We start from the raw sequence: 18,902 nt of genomic DNA, 5'->3' as shown, positions 1-18,902 counted from the left end.
ATCTGACCTGATCTTCCTTGGTATTACGGACGGACCACGGTCGTGCCGCCGGCAACCACGTCGTCGCGGTAGGCAAGCGGACGACGCTTGAAGCCCGCGGCGCCCGCACCACCGGCGATCAGCATGCCGATGATCAGGGTAGCCAGGGTCCACCATGCGCCTTGCGACACGGCACGCGCGGTTGCATCGGCGGCTTCACGCGCCTTTTGCTCGGCCTGCTTCTTCGCTTCTTCGATCTTGGCCATGGTCTGGTTATACGTCTGCTCGTAGTTGTCGGCAATACGCTGCGATTCTTCACGCGACTTGCCGGTGCGAGCCTGGATGATGTTGACCAGCGCTTCCTTGTCGGCGGCGTTCAGAGCCGGTGCGGCCTGGCTCTTCACCCGGTTCCACCAGGCGGCCAGATCATTGTCCGCCGATTGCGGCTGCGTCGCGGCGTTTTGCGCCGTGTTCTGACCATCTTGGGCGGCCTGTTGTGCCTGATTCTGCAGGCGCTCCGGATTCAACTCTGGCTTGCCAGTCTGACGCAGCAGCGTGTCGAGTTGCGACTGGATGCTGCCCATGTCGATGTCGACACCGTTCTTGCGCAGCTGGTCCTTGACCGTGTCGGCTACGGCAGGCGCAGCGCGCGCGGCACCTTCGCCAGCGATCGACAGACCCTTGCCGAGAATGCTGCCCGCCGCACCGAAGATGCCCCCAGCGATGGAGGTCAGCAGCCAGATGGTCAGCATCGTCGTGATGGCCCACGACAGCACGCCGTGCAGGCTACCTTGCGAGCGCGCCGAGCGGCCTGCGAAGTACGCACCGATGGCAATCGAGATCACCGTGGTCAGCAACAACCAGATGCCGGTGCCCATGCCCATGCCTTGCACGGGATTGCCTTCTTCCAGCGGTTCGATGGCGCCTGCACCGATCGCTGTGCCAAGCACGCTCAGGATCAGGTAGGAGACGAGCGACAGGCTGACGCCTGCGAAGATGGCGCCCCAGGAAATTCTGGGGCCGCGGTCGTTGTTGACGATGGTTGTCATGATCAAGTCCATATTGTTGTTTGTGACCGGAGCCGTCCGGGCGGCGACTCCTGCAGCCCACTGAGCAACGACCGTGCCACTCGCCATGCCGCACTGCAGCGATGTCTTGTATGGATGAGCTGGGATGAGGACTCGGCCCAGGTAACGGTGGCAAATCCAAGGGAACTTTTTGGTTGCACGGCAGGTACCGGCACCAATGGCTGGGGTGCGACGTCGGGAAGGAATTACAAAGCGGCGTAAATAAAGGCGGTAAAAAGATTTAGCGAGATTTGGCGTAGCGATGTAGCCCCAGGACTGAGGCCACGGGGCGAAGGGTTGACAGCACCGGGCTGCCTACGGAGGTATGAGCTGCGCGCGCGTGCCCAGCGCGCCTGTAGTTTCAGGTTCGCCTATGGCTACCGGTCCGCCTGCGGACGCCGGTACGCCCACGTTCTTGGTACGCCTACGGTTTCCGGTACGCCTGTACGGCGGGCGTGCGCCGCGCGGCTAAACGCGCCTTTGCTGTACGCCTATATATAGGCAGCTATTCTTGACGATCTACGTCACCCTGTCGTGCAGGCTCCTCAAATCTAATCTGCATGAACGAGTGGAGGCGATGCGCCTCAGGTCAGCCGTCTGCGATATGGCGCTAAAGAAAAATCTTGCCGTCCGCTTGCAAACCGAAATTAATGCGTGCTATATTCATTGGCTCGACGGAACAAACGCAAAACGCAACGCGATCTGCCTAGGCAGCAGCGGTGCAGCGGGTTCTGAAGAGCAGTGGTGCGATATGAAGAGTGCAGTATGAAGAAGTCAGCAGCTGGATGTTTCAGCGGTTTGACAAGCGTAAAAAACTCCTTCATAATCTCGCTTCTGTGCTGATGAAGTTGTCGGCAAGAAAGCAGTGGTAGTAAACAACCAGGCGCAGCGAAACACGCAGCGCACGCGACGAAAGCAGTAAAGCAAGGCGACTTGCACGACGCGAAAAGATGGTTTAGAATAGCGGGCTTGCTGCAGCAAACGGCGAAACGAAAGTTAAGTCAGCGACGCAGCAAAGTTAGCGGTTCAGCAGTGCAGAATTTAGCAGTACCGTAATTGGCAGTACCCGTTCTTTAAAAATTAAACAGCCGATAAGTGTGGGCACTTGAAGCCAGTGCGCGTGTCACGCGGCGCGATCTTCGGATTGCGCAAGCGACTAGCCCAATGAAATCAAGTGCTCATAGAAGTAAATTTGTAGGAAGGATCATATCCAACCTTCAAGTTCTTTGAGAGTACGCAGCGAACGTGCCGCGACGTAGGGTCTTCGGATTCGAAGTCGTAGTACACAAATAGTTAGAGATTAAACTGAAGAGTTTGATCCTGGCTCAGATTGAACGCTAGCGGCATGCCTTACACATGCAAGTCGAACGGCAGCACGGGGCAACCTGGTGGCGAGTGGCGAACGGGTGAGTAATGTATCGGAACGTGCCCAGTAGCGGGGGATAACTACGCGAAAGCGTAGCTAATACCGCATACGCCCTACGGGGGAAAGGGGGGATCGCAAGACCTCTCACTATTGGAGCGGCCGATATCGGATTAGCTAGTTGGTGAGGTAAAGGCTCACCAAGGCTTCGATCCGTAGCTGGTTTGAGAGGACGACCAGCCACACTGGGACTGAGACACGGCCCAGACTCCTACGGGAGGCAGCAGTGGGGAATTTTGGACAATGGGGGCAACCCTGATCCAGCAATGCCGCGTGTGCGAAGAAGGCCTTCGGGTTGTAAAGCACTTTTGGCGGGAACGAAACGGTGCCAGATAATACCTGGCGCTACTGACGGTACCCGCAGAATAAGCACCGGCTAACTACGTGCCAGCAGCCGCGGTAATACGTAGGGTGCAAGCGTTAATCGGAATTACTGGGCGTAAAGCGTGCGCAGGCGGTTCGGAAAGAAAGATGTGAAATCCCAGGGCTCAACCTTGGAACTGCATTTTTAACTCCCGAACTAGAGTATGTCAGAGGGGGTGGAATTCCACGTGTAGCAGTGAAATGCGTAGATATGTGGAGGAACACCGATGGCGAAGGCAGCCCCCTGGGATAATACTGACGCTCATGCACGAAAGCGTGGGGAGCAAACAGGATTAGATACCCTGGTAGTCCACGCCCTAAACGATGTCAACTAGCTGTCGGGGTCTTCGGACTTTGGTAGCGCAGCTAACGCGTGAAGTTGACCGCCTGGGGAGTACGGTCGCAAGATTAAAACTCAAAGGAATTGACGGGGACCCGCACAAGCGGTGGATGATGTGGATTAATTCGATGCAACGCGAAAAACCTTACCTACCCTTGACATGTCTGGAATCCCGAAGAGATTTGGGAGTGCTCGAAAGAGAACCGGAACACAGGTGCTGCATGGCCGTCGTCAGCTCGTGTCGTGAGATGTTGGGTTAAGTCCCGCAACGAGCGCAACCCTTGTCATTAGTTGCTACGAAAGGGCACTCTAATGAGACTGCCGGTGACAAACCGGAGGAAGGTGGGGATGACGTCAGGTCCTCATGGCCCTTATGGGTAGGGCTTCACACGTCATACAATGGTCGGGACAGAGGGCAGCCAACCCGCGAGGGGGAGCCAATCCCAGAAACCCGATCGTAGTCCGGATTGCAGTCTGCAACTCGACTGCATGAAGTCGGAATCGCTAGTAATCGCGGATCAGCATGCCGCGGTGAATACGTTCCCGGGTCTTGTACACACCGCCCGTCACACCATGGGAGTGGGTTCTACCAGAAGTAGTTAGCCTAACCGCAAGGAGGGCGATTACCACGGTAGGGTTCATGACTGGGGTGAAGTCGTAACAAGGTAGCCGTATCGGAAGGTGCGGCTGGATCACCTCCTTTCAGAGCGAATAGCGCTCTGGTCTTCAAAGTGTCCACGCTTATCGGTTGTTGCAGTGTTGGGTCTGTAGCTCAGCTGGTTAGAGCACCGTCTTGATAAGGCGGGGGTCGTTGGTTCGAGTCCAACCAGACCCACCAGATCTTTTAGAGAAATCTAAGACACTGTAGGCATACAAAACAGTTTTACGGTTAGCGCAAGTCCCTGGGGGCGTAGCTCAGCTGGGAGAGCACCTGCTTTGCAAGCAGGGGGTCCACGGTTCGATCCCGTGCGTCTCCACCAAGGTTTCTTGGAACATCGATCACCGGATGTCAAACGGGTGGCTTATCTCAAAACTCAATTTTAAGTGTCGCGAGTCGATGCTTAAAGCTGAGCTTTGGCTCAGTAGTTTGATGTACCGAATTTGGCTGTTTTGTTCTTTAACAATTTGGAAGAAGCACAACAATAAAGTGTGCTCAGCACGCAGGTTAAGAGCCTGTGGAGTTTTGCTGAGCAAACGGGTTGTGATTGCATTATTAAGTTTTAAAGAGTTCTTATGCTTTAAAACGCACAAACGCTAGAATTACTAGAGACTATAGCCGCTACGGTTATAGGATCAAGCGACTAAGTGCATGTGGTGGATGCCTTGGCGATTACAGGCGATGAAGGACGTAGTAGCCTGCGATAAGCTACGGGGAGCTGGCAAACAAGCTTTGATCCGTAGATTTCCGAATGGGGAAACCCACAGCTTCGGCTGTATCGCACACTGAATACATAGGTGTGCGAGGCGAACCGGGTGAACTGAAACATCTCAGTAGCTCGAGGAAAAGAAATCAACCGAGATTCCGAAAGTAGCGGCGAGCGAAATTGGATCAGCCTTTGCGATTTAGCTTCAGTGATAGGGGAACAGTCTGGAAAGTCTGGCCATAGCAGGTGATAGTCCTGTACCCGAAATTTCTGATGTGGAACTAGGCGCAAGACAAGTAGGGCGGGACACGTGTAATCCTGTCTGAATATGGGGGGACCATCCTCCAAGGCTAAATACTCGTAATCGACCGATAGTGAACCAGTACCGTGAGGGAAAGGCGAAAAGAACCCCGGAAGGGGAGTGAAATAGATCCTGAAACCGCATGCATACAAACAGTAGGAGCGGACTTGTTCCGTGACTGCGTACCTTTTGTATAATGGGTCAGCGACTTACATTCAGTGGCAAGCTTAACCGAATAGGGAAGGCGTAGCGAAAGCGAGTCCGAATAGGGCGACTAGTCGCTGGGTGTAGACCCGAAACCAGACGATCTATCCATGGCCAGGTTGAAGGCACGGTAACACGTGCTGGAGGACCGAACCCACTAATGTTGAAAAATTAGGGGATGAGCTGTGGATAGGGGTGAAAGGCTAAACAAGTCTGGAAATAGCTGGTTCTCCCCGAAAACTATTTAGGTAGTGCCTCAAGTATTACTCCAGGGGTAGAGCACTGTTATGGCTAGGGGGTCATGGCGACTTACCAAACCATTGCAAACTCCGAATACCTGGAAGTACAGCTTGGGAGACAGAGCACCGGGTGCTAACGTCCGGACTCAAGAGGGAAACAACCCAGACCGCCAGCTAAGGTCCCCAAATATTGCTAAGTGGGAAACGAAGTGGGAAGGCATAGACAGTCAGGAAGTTGGCTTAGAAGCAGCCATCCTTTAAAGAAAGCGTAATAGCTCACTGATCGAGTCGTCCTGCGCGGAAGATGTAACGGGGCTAAGCAATATACCGAAGCTGCGGATGCGTGGATCATATCCATGCGTGGTAGGGGAGCGTTCTGTAAGCCTGCGAAGGTGTCTTGTAAAGGATGCTGGAGGTATCAGAAGTGCGAATGCTGACATGAGTAGCGATAAAGAGGGTGAAAGGCCCTCTCGCCGTAAGTCCAAGGTTTCCTACGCAACGTTCATCGGCGTAGGGTGAGTCGGCCCCTAAGGCGAGGCAGAGATGCGTAGCTGATGGGAAGCAGGTTAATATTCCTGCACCATTGTTTAATGCGATGGGGGGACGGATCGCGGAAGGTCATCAGGGTGTTGGAAGTCCCTGTTGCTGCATCATAGAAGGCGCTTAGGCAAATCCGGGCGCGTAATTCAAGGGTGTGGAACGAGCGAACTTGTTCGCGAAGTGATCGGAAGTGGTTCCAAGAAAAGCCTCTAAGCTTCAGTTAAACAAGACCGTACCGCAAACCGACACAGGTGGACGGGATGAGTATTCTAAGGCGCTTGAGAGAACTCAGGAGAAGGAACTCGGCAAATTGATACCGTAACTTCGGGAGAAGGTATGCCCTGGTAGCGTGATGCGCCTGCGCGCAAAGCGTGAAAGGGTCGCAGATAATCGGTGGCTGCGACTGTTTAATAAAAACACAGCACTCTGCAAACACGAAAGTGGACGTATAGGGTGTGACGCCTGCCCGGTGCCGGAAGGTTAAGTGATGGGGTGCAAGCTCTTGATCGAAGCCCCGGTAAACGGCGGCCGTAACTATAACGGTCCTAAGGTAGCGAAATTCCTTGTCGGGTAAGTTCCGACCTGCACGAATGGCGTAACGATGGCCACACTGTCTCCTCCTGAGACTCAGCGAAGTTGAAATGTTTGTGATGATGCAATCTACCCGCGGCTAGACGGAAAGACCCCATGAACCTTTACTGTAGCTTTGCATTGGATTGTGAATCGGTCTGTGTAGGATAGGTGGGAGGCGCTGAAGCGAGGTCGCCAGATCTCGTGGAGCCAACCTTGAAATACCACCCTGATTTATTTGCGGTTCTAACCTTGGTCCGTTATCCGGATCGGGGACAGTGCATGGTGGGCAGTTTGACTGGGGCGGTCTCCTCCTAAAGGGTAACGGAGGAGTTCGAAGGTACGCTAGGTACGGTCGGAAATCGTGCTGATAGTGCAATGGCATAAGCGTGCTTAACTGTGAGACTGACAAGTCGAACAGGTGCGAAAGCAGGACATAGTGATCCGGTGGTTCTGAATGGAAGGGCCATCGCTCAACGGATAAAAGGTACTCTGGGGATAACAGGCTGATACCGCCCAAGAGTTCATATCGACGGCGGTGTTTGGCACCTCGATGTCGGCTCATCTCATCCTGGGGCTGTAGCCGGTCCCAAGGGTATGGCTGTTCGCCATTTAAAGAGGTACGTGAGCTGGGTTTAAAACGTCGTGAGACAGTTTGGTCCCTATCTGCCGTGGGCGCTGGAAATTTGATGGAGCCTGTTCCTAGTACGAGAGGACCGGAATGGACGTACCTCTGGTGTACCGGTTGTCATGCCAATGGCATTGCCGGGTAGCTATGTACGGAAGAGATAACCGCTGAAGGCATCTAAGCGGGAAACTCGTCTAAAGATAAGATTTCCCGGGGGCTTGACCCCCTGAAGGGCCGTTCGAGACCAGGACGTTGATAGGTCAGGTGTGGAAGCGCAGTAATGCGTTAAGCTAACTGATACTAATTGCCCGTGCGGCTTGATCCTATAACCCTGGCGGTTGTAGTGTTCAGTGCACGCAATCACAAAGTCACGGCGCCAGCGCGTCGTGCACCTCAGACGCCCCAAGCGCGTCTGATGACCCCACACACTCGAATCTGTTGTGCTTCTTTCCAAATTGGGCGACCTGGCCTCAAGCCTCACCACCGTGCGACCGCACCGTGACCCGCTTGCCAGCGAGCCAACAAGTTAATGCCTGACGACCATAGCAAAGTGGTACCACTCCTTCCCATCTCGAACAGGACAGTGAAACGCTTTTGCGCCGATGATAGTGGACGGACGTCTGTGAAAGTAGGTCATTGTCAGGCTAGTTATACCCAGAACCCCTCGTAGCGAATGCTGCGGGGGTTTTGCTTTGGCGGACCGACCGTGGCGAGTGCCTTCCGACGGGCGTTACGATGTCGAGGTTTCGATGCTGATGTCTCATCGCTGACGTCTCATCGCAGACGTTTCATTGCACACGTCTCATCGCAGACGTCTCATAGCGGACGCCTCATTGCAGACGCCTCATTGCAGACAACCTATCGCAGACGCCTCATTGCAGACGTCGCGTGGTCGACGTCTTTCCCGCTTCGCTGATAGAACGCTGACATCCCAGGTCAGCGAGTATTGTCAGCACGTTGATATTCTGCGTCTCATCCAATCACCCGTTGTTGTGCTTCCAAGCCGCCCGACCCGGCGCCTTGCCTGCACACCAGGAGCTGTCCATGAGAACCCAGATCCACACCTCGCCTTCGACCCGTCTCTTCAACCCCTGCACTATCGATGCAGCCGCCACCCTGGCCAGGCAAGCTCAGCGCGACCGGGTCGTTGCGCGTCGCATCGGGGATGCGCCTGATGTGTTGGCGGCGATCGAGGCGGCCTTCAGCCGGGTGGTCGCGCAGCGCGAAGGTTGGCTGGGGGACGATGCCTACGCCGCCACGCTGTCGGCGTTCAAGCGGGACTTCGGCATGTCGGTGTTGGACTCTTGGGACACGCTGTGCCACTGGCCGCTGAGTCGTGCCACGCAAGTGCTGCATTACCTCAATGGGCGCTATGCCGAAGCGCTGGGACGTGCGCCGGAAACGTGCTGACGCCTCAATGTAGCGAGGCCAGGGTCTCGGTTCTTGTACCGGTCGGTCTGGGCGGACCGCTATACGACAGAAAGACGGCCGCCCCTCACCGGATCGCTACACGACAGAAAGACGGCCGCCCCTCACCGGATCGCTACACGACAGAAAGACGGCCGCCCCTCACCGGATCGCTACACGACAGAAAGACGGCCGCCCCTCACCGGATCGCTATACGACAGAAGGACCGCCGCCCCTTACCGGATCGCTATGCGACAGAAGGACCACCGCCTCTCAACGGATCGCAACGCCCGTGAGTTGCATCACGCCTAGATTGATCAGCAAGCCGCCAATCAAAAGAAAGAGAAAGAGCGTGGCCGCAAGCAGAAGAGGCTTTGCGCCAGCCTGACGGATCGCGCCGATATGTGTGCGCATGCCAAGTGCGGCCATGGCGGTGGCGAGCAGAAGGATATCCAGCTTGAGCAGAACACTGACCACTTCTTGTGGAATGATCCTCAGGGAATTGATGCCGCTGACGATGATGAACCCGACGGCAAACCACGGAATGCACAGCTTGCTGCGTTGCTGACTGGATCCGCTCGCCGCGCTGGATTGAGCGCACTGCGGATCGTTGCGCTTGAACCCCGACAACAATAGCAGGAAGGGCGCCAGCATCATCACGCGGATCATTTTTTCGATAACCGCCATGTTGGCGGCGTCCTGGCCGACGGCGTTTCCCGCGGCGACGACCTGCGCGACCTCATGAATGGTGGAGCCGGCAAAAATGCCGAAGGATTCCTGGTTCATTCCCAGCAAGGGGTACAGGAAGGGATACAGGAACATGGACAGGGTGCCAAACACCACCACGGTGGCGATGGCGACAGACACTTTGTTTGCCTGGCCTTTGACGACAGGTTCGCAAGCCATCACCGCCGCCGCGCCACAGATAGCGCTGCCGGCGCCGATCAGCATGGACGTCTCGCGGTCCAGCTTGAAGACGCGGGTGCCGAGCTGCACCGACAACGTGAACGTCAGTCCGACGATCAGCGCGGCAATGAGAATGCCGGCCAGCCCGACCTGTGCGATTTGCTGGAAGCTGATCTGAAAGCCATACAGGATGATCCCGGCGCGCAGCAAGGTGGACTTGGCAAAGTCCACACCTGGGTTGGCGCGGGTTGCGACTTGCGGATAGACCGTATTGCCAAGGACGATGCCGATGACGATGGCCAAGGTCAGTGCGCTGAGCCCGAGTCCTGCGACGGAGGGCATCGAGGATACGCCCAGCGCGATCGCGCCGATGACGCCCGCCAGCAGTATTCCCGGCATGCGGCCTTTGAACAACGGCGGACGAAGGACAAGACTGTCGGGCGCTGCGGACATGGTCGACTTCCTTAGACATAAACGTTATGACGTTATGACTCATACTAGGGGTGCTGCTGACATGAGTACAGTTCATTTAAATTAACTTTGTATGATCCAGGGTTATAAAATCGTGTATCCATGCCCCCTACGATTGCCCTTTCATGCAACTCAATCTGCATCTGCTGCGCATCTTTCACCGTGTGGCCTTGCGCCAAAGTTTTTCGCGCGCGTCGGAGGACTTGTTCATCAGCCAGCCCGCTGTGTCGAAGGCGGTCAGGGAGTTGGAACATCTGCTGGAATTGCCCCTGATCGAACGGGGCGCCGGTGGCCCGCGTGGCAGCAAGGGAGTGCGCCTGACCGAGAGCGGAGCGGCGCTGTTCGATCATGCGCGCGGCATCTTCGCGCTGGAACGGGCGGCAGTGGAGGACATCGATCTGCGGATCAAGCTGCGCCGCGGGACGTTGACGCTGGGCGCCAGCACGACGATTGCCAGTTACTGGCTGCCGCCTACCTTGGGACGTTTTGCCGAGTCGTATCCGCTGGCGTCGCCGCGCGTGGTCGTCGGGAACACCCACGAGGTGGTCGAGCAATTGCTGGATTGCCGAGTCGATCTGGCCCTGGTGGAAGGTCATGTGGACGATCCGCGTATCGATGTGGCGCACTGGCGGGACGATGAGATGGTGATCGTCGTGCCCGTCGACTTCGAGGAAGCGGGCGACGCTGCGATGTGGGCTGGCCCAGGCGACGCAAGGCCAACGGGCGACGCTGCAACGTGGGGTCATCCAAGCGCCGCAAGGGCCACGGATGACGCTGCGATGTGGAGTGATCCAAGCGACGCAAAGCCGAATCCGGTCCAGGCGACGCGAATCGAACAGCTGCGCGATGCCCGATGGATCGTGAGGGAAGAAGGGTCGGGTACCGGAGAGGCCAGCGCTGCACAGCTGGCCGCGCTCGCCATCGAACCCCGGGAACGTCTGGAGGTGGGCAGCAATGAAGCCATTGCCCGGATGGTTGCCGCCGGGATGGGGGTGGCGATTCTTCCGCGGGTGGCGATCGAGGATCTGGTGGCGCTGAAACGTCTTGCGATCCTTTCGGTGACGCCTGGCCGGCCACTGCTGCGGCCGCTGTATCGGTTGACGCTGCGGGACCGGCCGAAGAGTCCCGTCGCAGCGAGCTTCGAGGCACTGCTGGACAGCTAGCTCGAGGACGTAGGGTCTCCGCCGCGACTGGTTGCACGTCGTCGGCGCCCCTGCCGCGTTGCTGCCACGTCCCTGCCACATCCCCGCCACGTCCCCGCCACGTCCCCGCCACGTCCCCGCCGCACCCTGGCGTGCGCTGGCTATATAGTTGTTATCGTCAACAAAGTAGTGTATAAAATCAACTATAAGCAAGCACCCGGAGGCAGTGCCACATGGCATACGATTTCACCACGATCACGCTCGACGTCAGCAACCATGTCGCGACGTTGACGCTGAACCGGCCCGAGAGCCGCAACGCACTGAATTCCCGCATGTGTGTGGAACTGGTGCAGGCGGCGGAGCTGCTGGCTGCCGATCCGGATGCCCATGTGGTCCTGATCCGCGGGGCGGGGCCGGTGTTCTGCGCAGGCGCGGATCTGAAAGAACGCAAGGACATGTCCACCGAAGAAATCACGGCGCGTCGGGTGCGGGGCTTTACCGCTTACGCGGCGATCGAACGTCTTCCGCAGCCGGTAATCGCGGTCGTGCATGGTGCTGCGTTTGGCTCGGGATGCGAGATCGCCGGGGCCAGCGATTTCATTCTGGCATCGACCGAAGCACGCTTCAAATATCCGGAAGTCGGCTGGGGAACGATCGGTGCAACGCAGCGTCTGCCTCGCATCGTGGGCGTGCGCATGGCCAAGGAATTGCTGTTTACCGGCCGTGTCGTGGATGCGCAGGAAGCCTTGGCGCTGGGCATGGTGAACCATGTGTACGGCGTGGATGAGTTGCCCGCGCGCGCGGCCGAGATGGCAGCGCAGATCGCGGCGGCGGCGCCCCTGACGGTACGGTTGACCAAACGCTGCGTGGACCAGGGCGTGGAGACGACACGCGAAGGCGCGATGGCGGTCGAGATGCTGGCGATCGAAGAGAACCTGCGCCACACCGATTGGAAGAAGGCCATATCTTCCTTTGGCGGAAGCAAGGAGGGCAATGCCGGCACTGGCAGCGGCTCCAGCACCGGCACCGGCACAAGCACCGACGCCGCTCAGCGCAATGGTGACGTCCACTCCACCGGACGCACGGCGGGAGCGCAATCATGATCGGCGCGCCCGTGACGCTGTACCAGGCGCTGCTGAACACTGAACAGACCTACGGCGCTCAGGAAGCCTTTGTCTGCCAGGGCGAACGGCTGACCTGGTCTCAGACGCTGGCTGGCACGCGTCGTATCGCGGCGGCCTTGCATGCGAGGGGGATCCGGAAGGGTGACCACGTGGGCATCAAGATGGGCAACGGTGCGACCTGGCTGCAGGCGTTTTTTGCCTGCGCGGCCATTGGTGCGGTGACGGTGCCGGTCAACACCCGTTTCAAGACGGACGAGCTGGCGTTCTGCCTCAAACAGGCGGATGTGAAGCTGCTGGTATTCGTCGACAGCTTTCTGGGGATCGACTTCGTGGACCTGCTCAAGGCAGTGGAGCCGGCGTTCGATACTCGATTGCCGGGCCAGGCATTGCCCGAGCTGGCCTACGCGGTCATGGCAGGTGACGGCAAGGCGCCAGCGGCCGCGCAGCGCTACGCGGACTTTCTGGCTGCCGGTGACGCGGCGCAGGTGGATGTGGATGCCTTGGCTGAGCAGGTCACGCCCGACGATATCCTGTTGATGCAATTTACGTCGGGCACCACATCGTTCCCTAAAGGCGTGATGCTGACGCATGCCAACATGGTGACGAATGCCTGGGCCGCCGGGCAGCGGATCGGGGTGCGATCCGATGACCGCTACTTCAGCATCCGGCCGTTCTTCCATGTGTCCGGCACGACCTTGTCGGTGCTGGTCAGCCTGGTATATGGCTGCTGCCTGTTGACGCTGCCGAAGTTCGATGTGGCCGAGACGCTGCGTATCCTGGATGAGGAACGCTGCACGCTGACGTCGGGCAATGACACGATCTTTCTGATGATGATGGGGCATCCCGACTTCGACCGGAACAAGCTGCATTTGCGTGGCGGCTGGGCGGCGGCGGGGCCCGAAGTCATGCAGCAGATCCAGGACGTGATGGGTGTGCCGAATGTGTGCAACGCCTATGGACAATCCGAAGCGTCGCCCAATGTGGTGCTGTCGGATCGCAACGATGCATTCGAGTTGCGGGCCGCGGGCTGGGGATTGCCGCACGAGGGCACGCAGGTGCGTATTGCGGATGCCGATACGGGTGTCGAGCCGCCGCGCGGTGAACGGGGTGAAATCCAGGTCAAGGGCTGGCATGTGATGCGCGGGTATTACAAGATGCCTGAAGCCACGGCCAAGGCGTTCACGGCCGATGGCTGGTTGAAGACCGGTGACCTGGGCGAGATGTCGCAGGACGGCCGGATCCGGATGGTGGGACGGCTGAAGGACATGTACCGCGTGGGTGGAGAGAACGTGGCGCCGGCCGAAGTGGAGGAGACGCTCCATGCGCACCCGGCCGTGCAGCAGGCCCAGGTGATTGGCGTGCCCGACGCGCGGCTGGGCGAGGTGACCGCGGCGTTCGTGTTGCTCAAGGCAGGCAAGACGGCCAGTTCACAGGAACTGATCGATTGGTGCAAAGGGCGTTGCGCGAACTTCAAGGTGCCGCGTTATCTGGAGGTGGTCGACACCTTCGAGAACATTGGCATGACGGGCAGTTCCAAAGTGCAGAAGAACAAGCTGCGCGACCATGCGATCGTGCTGTTCGGCCTGGGGTCCGGGGGCAGGGATGACAGACGTCACATTGTGCGAGTGCTTCGCCCGTGACGGGCTGCAGCACGAAGTCGACTTCGTTCCCACGGCAACCAAGGTGGCCCTGGTCAAGCAATTTGCCGACATCGGATTCCAGCGCGTCGAGGCGACGTCGTATTCGAATCCCAAGGTGGTGCCGCAGTTCGCGGACGCGAGCGAATTGCTCCAGGCCTTGCCGCGCCGCGATGGCGTTTTCTACAAGGCCACCTGCGCCAATGTGCGGGCGGTCGAGCGCGCCGTGAACGACCTCGACGCGGGCTTTGGCGCGAACGAGATCAGCCTGCTGGTATCGGCGACTGAAAGCCATTCCATGAAGAATCTGCGGCGCAGCCGGGATGACCAATGGAAGAACGTGGCGGACATGGTGCAGGCAGCGAACGGCCGCTTCCGGATGATAGGCACGGTGTCGGTGGCGATGGGTTGCCCGTTCGAGGGCGACGTGGACCCGGCGGGCGTGATCGATGACGTGCGGCGATTTGCCGCCTTGGGGGTGTTGCACGTGGCGATCGGTGACACGACGGGCATGGCCACGCCCAGGTCCGTCAAGGCGCTGTTCAGCCAGCTGCATGCGGAAGTGCCCGAGGTCCATACCGTTGCACATTTCCACGATACGCGTGGCACGGCGCTGGTGAACTATGTGGCCGCGCTGGATGCGGGTTGCCGCTATTTCGACTGTGCGTTCGGCGGCGTGGGCGGGCATCCGGCCAAGGTAAAGTATGGCGGCGGGCACACGGGCAACGTGTCGACGGAAGACCTGGTCAGCCTGTTCGAATCGATGGGGGTGTCGACCGGCATCGATCTGGAAGGATTGCTGGCGGCGTCGGCGCAATGCGAAGCGGCGCTGGGCCGCACCCTGCATAGCCGGGTGGCGATGAGCGGGCTGCATCCGCTGCTGCGGTCTGGCGAGACCTCCGCGGCATGAAGAACGCGCCGTACACGAAGGACGCGCCCGACAGGAAGGACGCGCCGTACATGCAGGACGCACCTGACACGAAGGACGCATCCGACACGAAGGACGCACCCGACACGACGGCCGCGCCCGGCACTCCGTCGCTGGCGTCCTTGTCGGAAGGCTACGTGCCCAAGACGGTGGCGACCGGTCCTTTGGCCGGCTCGCCCATTGCCCGATTTTCGGCCTGGCTGGGGATCGAGGTGCTGGAGGCGGATGCCGGCCGGTCGGTGCTGCATCTGCCGCTCAAGCCCGAACTGGCCAACCGGCGCAACACCATCCACGGCGGCGCGATCGCAACTCTGGTCGATTCGGCCATGGCGCTGGCGACCCGGTCGGTCGAAGCGGGACTGGAAACGCGCGGTACGGTCGACCTGAATATCCATTTCGTGTCCCCCGGCCACGGCAGCCTGACCGCGACCGCGCAGGTGACGCATGCCGGGGGATCGATTGCATTCTGTCAATGCGAAGTCAGGGATACCACGCAAAAGCTGGTCGCAACGGCAATGAGCAGCTTCAAACTGCGACGCGCAAAGGCACTCTAAGGTAAATTGCAGGGGTTCCCTTAAAGAGATAGAAGAATGACCCGTCCTGTTCCCGCGAATCTGAAGGAGCTGTTCTCCTACCGCCTGAACCGTCTGGCCCATGTGTCGAGCCGCATGGCGGCCCGCGCCAATGAAAGCCAGTACGATCTCGGTTCCCGGGACTGGCGCATCATCGGCCTGCTTGGCGCCTTCGCGCCAATGTCGCTCAATGCCCTGGCGCATGAAGCCAATATCGACAAGAGCCAGGCCAGCCGCAGCGTTGGCGAGCTGATCGACCGTGGCTACATCAAGCGCGGCGCCGACGAGTCCGACGGCCGGGGCGTGCGTCTGGACTTGACCACCCAGGGCCGTGCGCTCTACCGCAAGGTGTTCCCGAAAGCGGTCGACCGCAATGAGCGGATCCTGGAAATCCTGAGCCCTGAAGAACGCGAGGTGCTGGAGCGCGCGATCGACAAGCTGACCGACCACACGTTGGGTTTGCTGGACGAATTGAAGAACAAGCCCGCGCGCGGCAAGACGGCCGTCAAACGCTGAACTTCCCGCAGTCTTCGGCGCACCGGAAAGCGCATGCACAAAGCCCCGCACGGGAAACCGTGGCGGGGCTTTTTCATTGCCGGAAACCGGCCGCCTTTCGGGTAGATAGTTGATAAAGTCAATTAAATGGTATATAAAATCAACTAGTTGTCGACCCTGTAGGAATCTCTTCATCGACCCCGGGTCGCGAGGACCGATATGAATGAACTGCTGGTAGAAGATCGCGGCGCTGTCCGTATCCTGACGATGAATCGTCCGGAAAAACACAATGCCCTCAACACGGCGCTGACGCAATCGCTGGTCGACGCCCTGCGCGACGCCGACGCCGCGGCGGGCGTGCATGCCGTGGTGCTGACCGGCGCGGGCAAGTCCTTTTGCGCGGGCGCCGACACGACCGAGTTCAGCGCGCTGGTGCCCGAAGCCCCGCATGCCGTGGGTGAGCGCGCCCAATTGACGACGGGTCTGCATCTGGCGTTTTCCAGAATGGCCAAGCCGGTGATCGGTGCGGTGCGCGGCAACGCCTTGGGCGGTGGCGCCGGTCTGGCGATTGCCTGCGACATGGCGGTCATGTCGGCCACCGTGCGCTTCGGCTATCCGGAACTGAAGCACGGTATCGTGGCCGCGGTGGTCATGTCGAACCTGGTGCGGCAGATGGGGCGCAAGCATGCGTTCGAACTGCTGGCGATGGCCGAGCCCATCGATGGCGCGCGCGCGTTGGCGCTCGGCATTGCGAACCGGGTCGAGCCGGACGACAAAGTGCTGGACGCCGCGGTAGAGATCGCCACCCGGGCAGCTGGCTGGAGTCCGATTGCCATGGCGACGACCAAGCGCCTGTTCCATCGTGTGGCCGACCTGACGCTGGCCGAGGGCCTGGAGGCGGGCCGTGACACCAACATCCTGATGCGTGGGTTCCGCGCCAAGGCGGCGCAATAATGCGGCCGCTCGATGGCGTGACCATCCTGGACCTGTCGCGGGTCCTGGCCTGCCCGTTCGCGTCGATGATTCTGGCGGAGCTTGGCGCCACGGTGATCAAGGTGGAACAGCCTGGCGACGGCGACGAAACCCGCGGCTTCGAACCCAAGGTGGAGGGCGAGGGCGGTACCGAGTCGGCCTATTACATGGCTTTCAATCGCAGCAAGCAGTCAGTGACGGTGAACCTGCGATCGCCTGAAGGACAGGACGTGATCCGCCAGCTGGCGTCCACTGCGGACGTCGTGCTGGAGAATTTTCCAGTGGGCACGCTCAAGCGCTACGGGCTGGATTACGACCGTCTGCGCGCCTTCAACGAATCGCTGATCTATGTGTCGTGCACGGGCTTTGGCATGACCGGACCGTATGCACCGCGCAAGGGGTACGACACCGTCTTCCAGGCCATGGGCGGAATCATGAGCCTGACGGGCGAAAAGGGCGGCGGGCCGGTCAAGCCGGGGTTGCCGGTCGCGGACCTGACGTCGGGCCTGTGGGTGGCCATCGGCATTCTGTCTTCGCTGGTGGGGCGCGGTACGCATGGGCAGGGCTGCCATGTGGATTTTTCGATGATGGACGGCCAGGTGGGCCTGCTGTCGCTGGCGGCCGCGCGTTTCTTTGCGCTGGGCGAAGTGCCGGCGCGCATGGGCACCGAGCATCCCGGGCGTGTGCCGTCGGCGGCCTTCCGCTGCCGCGATGACAAGTGGGTGCAGGTGACCGGCAGTGATCAGCATTGGAAACCGCTGTGCACTCTGCTGGGCTTGACCGACTGGGCGGACGATCCCGAACTGGGCAAGAACCGCGCGCGGGTGGACCGCCGCCTGGAGGTCATGGCCGGTTTGCAAGAGGCGATCGGCAAGATCGACCGCGATACCTTCTGCCGCATGTGCGACGACGCCAAGGTGCCTGCCGGGCCGATCCTGAGCGTGGACGAAGTGTTGACGAATGAACATGTGTTGGCGCGCGAAATGGTGGCGAGCTTTGCGCACCCCACCATTGGCACCTTTAATGCCGTGCCCGTGCCATTCAAGTTCACCGGCTACGACAATCCCAGCCTGGCGCGTCCGCCGCTGCTGGGCGAACACACCGAACAGATTTTGATGCAACAGCTGGGCATGACCCGCGAAGCCGTGCAGGCGTTGCGGGACAAGAACGCCATCTGAATCACCGCGCCCGGGCACGCCTGCCAACAAGGCGGCCCGGAACGACGAACCCCTTCCACCAAGGAGAGAGACATGCAACACACGACATTGCGGGTATTGAGCGTTGTTGCCGGACTGATCGCCAGCCTGGCGGCCAACGGCGTTTCGGCGCAGGCTTTTCCGACCAAGCCTATCGTGCTGGTCAACCCGTATGCCGCGGGTGGCCCGGCGGACCTGATCGCCCGGGCACTGGCCAAGGACCTGGCCACTGAACTCGGGCAAAGCGTGGTCGTCGAGAACAAGCCGGGCGCCGGGGCATCGATCGGCGCGGGCTTCGTGGCCCGGGCCGAACCCGATGGCTACACCCTGCTGCTGGGCACCGCGGCCGCGCATATCGTGACGCCGCTGATTCAGAAGGTGCCCTATGACGGCATTCAGGACTTTGCCTTCGTGGCGTTGGCCCCGACGCAGCCCAATCTGCTGGTCGTTCACCCCGACGTCAAGGCGACCAACGTCAAAGAGTTGATTGCGCTGGCCAAGGCCAGTCCAGGCAAGTTGAACTATGGTTCGTCAGGCGCGGGCACGTCGCCGCACCTGGGGGGCGAGCTGCTCAAGCTGACCGCCAAGATCGACCTGGTCCACATCCCTTACGGCGGCGCCGCGCCCGCGTTGACCGACCTGGTGGCGGGCCGGCTGCAGGCTGCCGTGATGAACCTGTCGGGCGAACTGCCGTATGTAAAGGCCGGCAAGCTGCGCGCGCTGGCGTATGCGTCGACCAAACGATCGCCGCTGTTGCCTGACGTGCCGACCTTTGCCGAGGTGGGCCTGGGCGGCGCCGAATCGTCGTCGTGGTATACCGTGGCGGCCCCCAAAGGCACGCCCGCGGCTGTGGTCGACAAGATCAACAAGGCGATCGCCACCGTGTATCAGCACCCAGAATTCCGCAAGCTGATGGACGCGCAGGGCGCCGAAGTCACGGCCATGTCGCCAGAAGAGACCACGCGGTTCGTGAAGGACGATGCCAAGCGCACGGTGGACCTGATCAAGAGCGCCAACCTGAAGCTGGAGTGATC

Annotated in this window: 13 protein-coding genes, 2 tRNA genes and 3 rRNA genes; 16 read left to right on the top strand and 2 right to left on the bottom strand. The window is 59.7% G+C overall.

What is annotated here, in order from left to right:
* Positions 1-23 precede the first annotated feature (23 nt).
* On the bottom strand, positions 24-1,028 hold the full coding sequence (locus ACNANG_RS05675) for a hypothetical protein (protein WP_420226357.1): 1,005 nt from the start codon (positions 1,026-1,028) through the stop codon (positions 24-26).
* Between the two features lie 529 nt (positions 1,029-1,557).
* Here ACNANG_RS05675 and ACNANG_RS05670 point away from each other — a divergent pair.
* The 7 genes from ACNANG_RS05670 to ACNANG_RS05640 all read left to right on the top strand — a co-directional run bounded on the left by ACNANG_RS05670 (position 1,558) and on the right by ACNANG_RS05640 (position 8,428).
* Positions 1,558-1,815 (top strand): hypothetical protein, encoded by a 258-nt coding sequence (locus tag ACNANG_RS05670; RefSeq protein ID WP_420226356.1) that lies wholly within the window; start codon positions 1,558-1,560, stop codon positions 1,813-1,815.
* A gap of 533 nt (positions 1,816-2,348) precedes the next feature.
* A 16S ribosomal RNA gene (locus tag ACNANG_RS05665) occupies positions 2,349-3,875 on the top strand.
* Between the two features lie 58 nt (positions 3,876-3,933).
* Positions 3,934-4,010, top strand: a tRNA-Ile gene (locus tag ACNANG_RS05660).
* A gap of 66 nt (positions 4,011-4,076) precedes the next feature.
* Positions 4,077-4,152 (top strand) — tRNA-Ala (locus tag ACNANG_RS05655).
* Positions 4,153-4,463: 311 nt separating this feature from the next.
* Positions 4,464-7,343: ribosomal RNA gene (locus ACNANG_RS05650) — 23S ribosomal RNA — on the top strand.
* Positions 7,344-7,550: 207 nt separating this feature from the next.
* A 5S ribosomal RNA gene (rrf, locus tag ACNANG_RS05645) occupies positions 7,551-7,663 on the top strand.
* Together the 16S, 23S and 5S rRNA genes with 2 tRNA genes alongside form the textbook arrangement of a ribosomal RNA operon.
* Positions 7,664-8,062: 399 nt before the next feature.
* Positions 8,063-8,428 (top strand): hypothetical protein, encoded by a 366-nt coding sequence (locus ACNANG_RS05640; RefSeq protein WP_420226355.1) that lies wholly within the window; start codon positions 8,063-8,065, stop codon positions 8,426-8,428.
* Positions 8,429-8,698: 270 nt separating this feature from the next.
* On the opposite strand, the gene ACNANG_RS05635 is transcribed toward ACNANG_RS05640, so the two are convergent.
* Positions 8,699-9,784: a YeiH family protein gene (locus ACNANG_RS05635; protein WP_420226354.1), complete on the bottom strand. Its 1,086-nt coding sequence runs from the start codon at positions 9,782-9,784 to the stop codon at positions 8,699-8,701.
* Between the two features lie 143 nt (positions 9,785-9,927).
* On the opposite strand from ACNANG_RS05635, the gene ACNANG_RS05630 reads away from it, so the two are divergent.
* The 9 genes from ACNANG_RS05630 to ACNANG_RS05590 all read left to right on the top strand — a co-directional run bounded on the left by ACNANG_RS05630 (position 9,928) and on the right by ACNANG_RS05590 (position 18,900).
* Entirely contained in the window at positions 9,928-10,965 is a 1,038-nt protein-coding gene (locus tag ACNANG_RS05630; protein ID WP_420226353.1) for a LysR substrate-binding domain-containing protein, read from the top strand.
* Between the two features lie 212 nt (positions 10,966-11,177).
* Positions 11,178-12,047: an enoyl-CoA hydratase/isomerase family protein gene (locus tag ACNANG_RS05625; RefSeq protein ID WP_420226352.1), complete on the top strand. Its 870-nt coding sequence runs from the start codon at positions 11,178-11,180 to the stop codon at positions 12,045-12,047.
* Entirely contained in the window at positions 12,044-13,708 is a 1,665-nt protein-coding gene (locus tag ACNANG_RS05620) for an AMP-binding protein (RefSeq protein WP_420226351.1), read from the top strand. Before ACNANG_RS05625 ends, ACNANG_RS05620 begins: the two co-directional genes overlap by 4 nt.
* Positions 13,671-14,615 (top strand): hydroxymethylglutaryl-CoA lyase, encoded by a 945-nt coding sequence (locus ACNANG_RS05615; protein WP_420226350.1) that lies wholly within the window; start codon positions 13,671-13,673, stop codon positions 14,613-14,615. The genes ACNANG_RS05620 and ACNANG_RS05615 overlap by 38 nt, the downstream gene beginning before the upstream one ends.
* Positions 14,612-15,187: a PaaI family thioesterase gene (locus tag ACNANG_RS05610; protein ID WP_420226349.1), complete on the top strand. Its 576-nt coding sequence runs from the start codon at positions 14,612-14,614 to the stop codon at positions 15,185-15,187. The genes ACNANG_RS05615 and ACNANG_RS05610 overlap by 4 nt, the downstream gene beginning before the upstream one ends.
* A gap of 36 nt (positions 15,188-15,223) precedes the next feature.
* Complete coding sequence (locus tag ACNANG_RS05605) at positions 15,224-15,721, top strand: MarR family winged helix-turn-helix transcriptional regulator (protein WP_420226348.1); 498 nt, start codon at positions 15,224-15,226, stop codon at positions 15,719-15,721.
* A gap of 198 nt (positions 15,722-15,919) precedes the next feature.
* The gene (locus tag ACNANG_RS05600) at positions 15,920-16,654 is read left to right on the top strand and encodes an enoyl-CoA hydratase/isomerase family protein (RefSeq protein ID WP_420226347.1); all 735 of its coding nucleotides are present in this window, start codon (positions 15,920-15,922) and stop codon (positions 16,652-16,654) included.
* Positions 16,654-17,850 carry a CaiB/BaiF CoA transferase family protein gene (locus ACNANG_RS05595; RefSeq protein ID WP_420226346.1) on the top strand — a complete coding sequence of 399 codons (1,197 nt, stop codon included), beginning with the start codon at positions 16,654-16,656 and terminating at the stop codon, positions 17,848-17,850. Before ACNANG_RS05600 ends, ACNANG_RS05595 begins: the two co-directional genes overlap by 1 nt.
* Positions 17,851-17,922: 72 nt before the next feature.
* The gene (locus ACNANG_RS05590; RefSeq protein WP_420226345.1) at positions 17,923-18,900 is read left to right on the top strand and encodes a Bug family tripartite tricarboxylate transporter substrate binding protein; all 978 of its coding nucleotides are present in this window, start codon (positions 17,923-17,925) and stop codon (positions 18,898-18,900) included.
* Positions 18,901-18,902 lie beyond the last annotated feature (2 nt).

Source organism: Pigmentiphaga litoralis, assembly GCF_048632615.1.
Lineage (GTDB): Bacteria > Pseudomonadota > Gammaproteobacteria > Burkholderiales > Burkholderiaceae_B > Pigmentiphaga > Pigmentiphaga litoralis_B.
The sequence above is the reverse complement of the archived record's forward strand: the minus strand, read 5'-3'. Positions and strand labels throughout refer to the sequence as shown.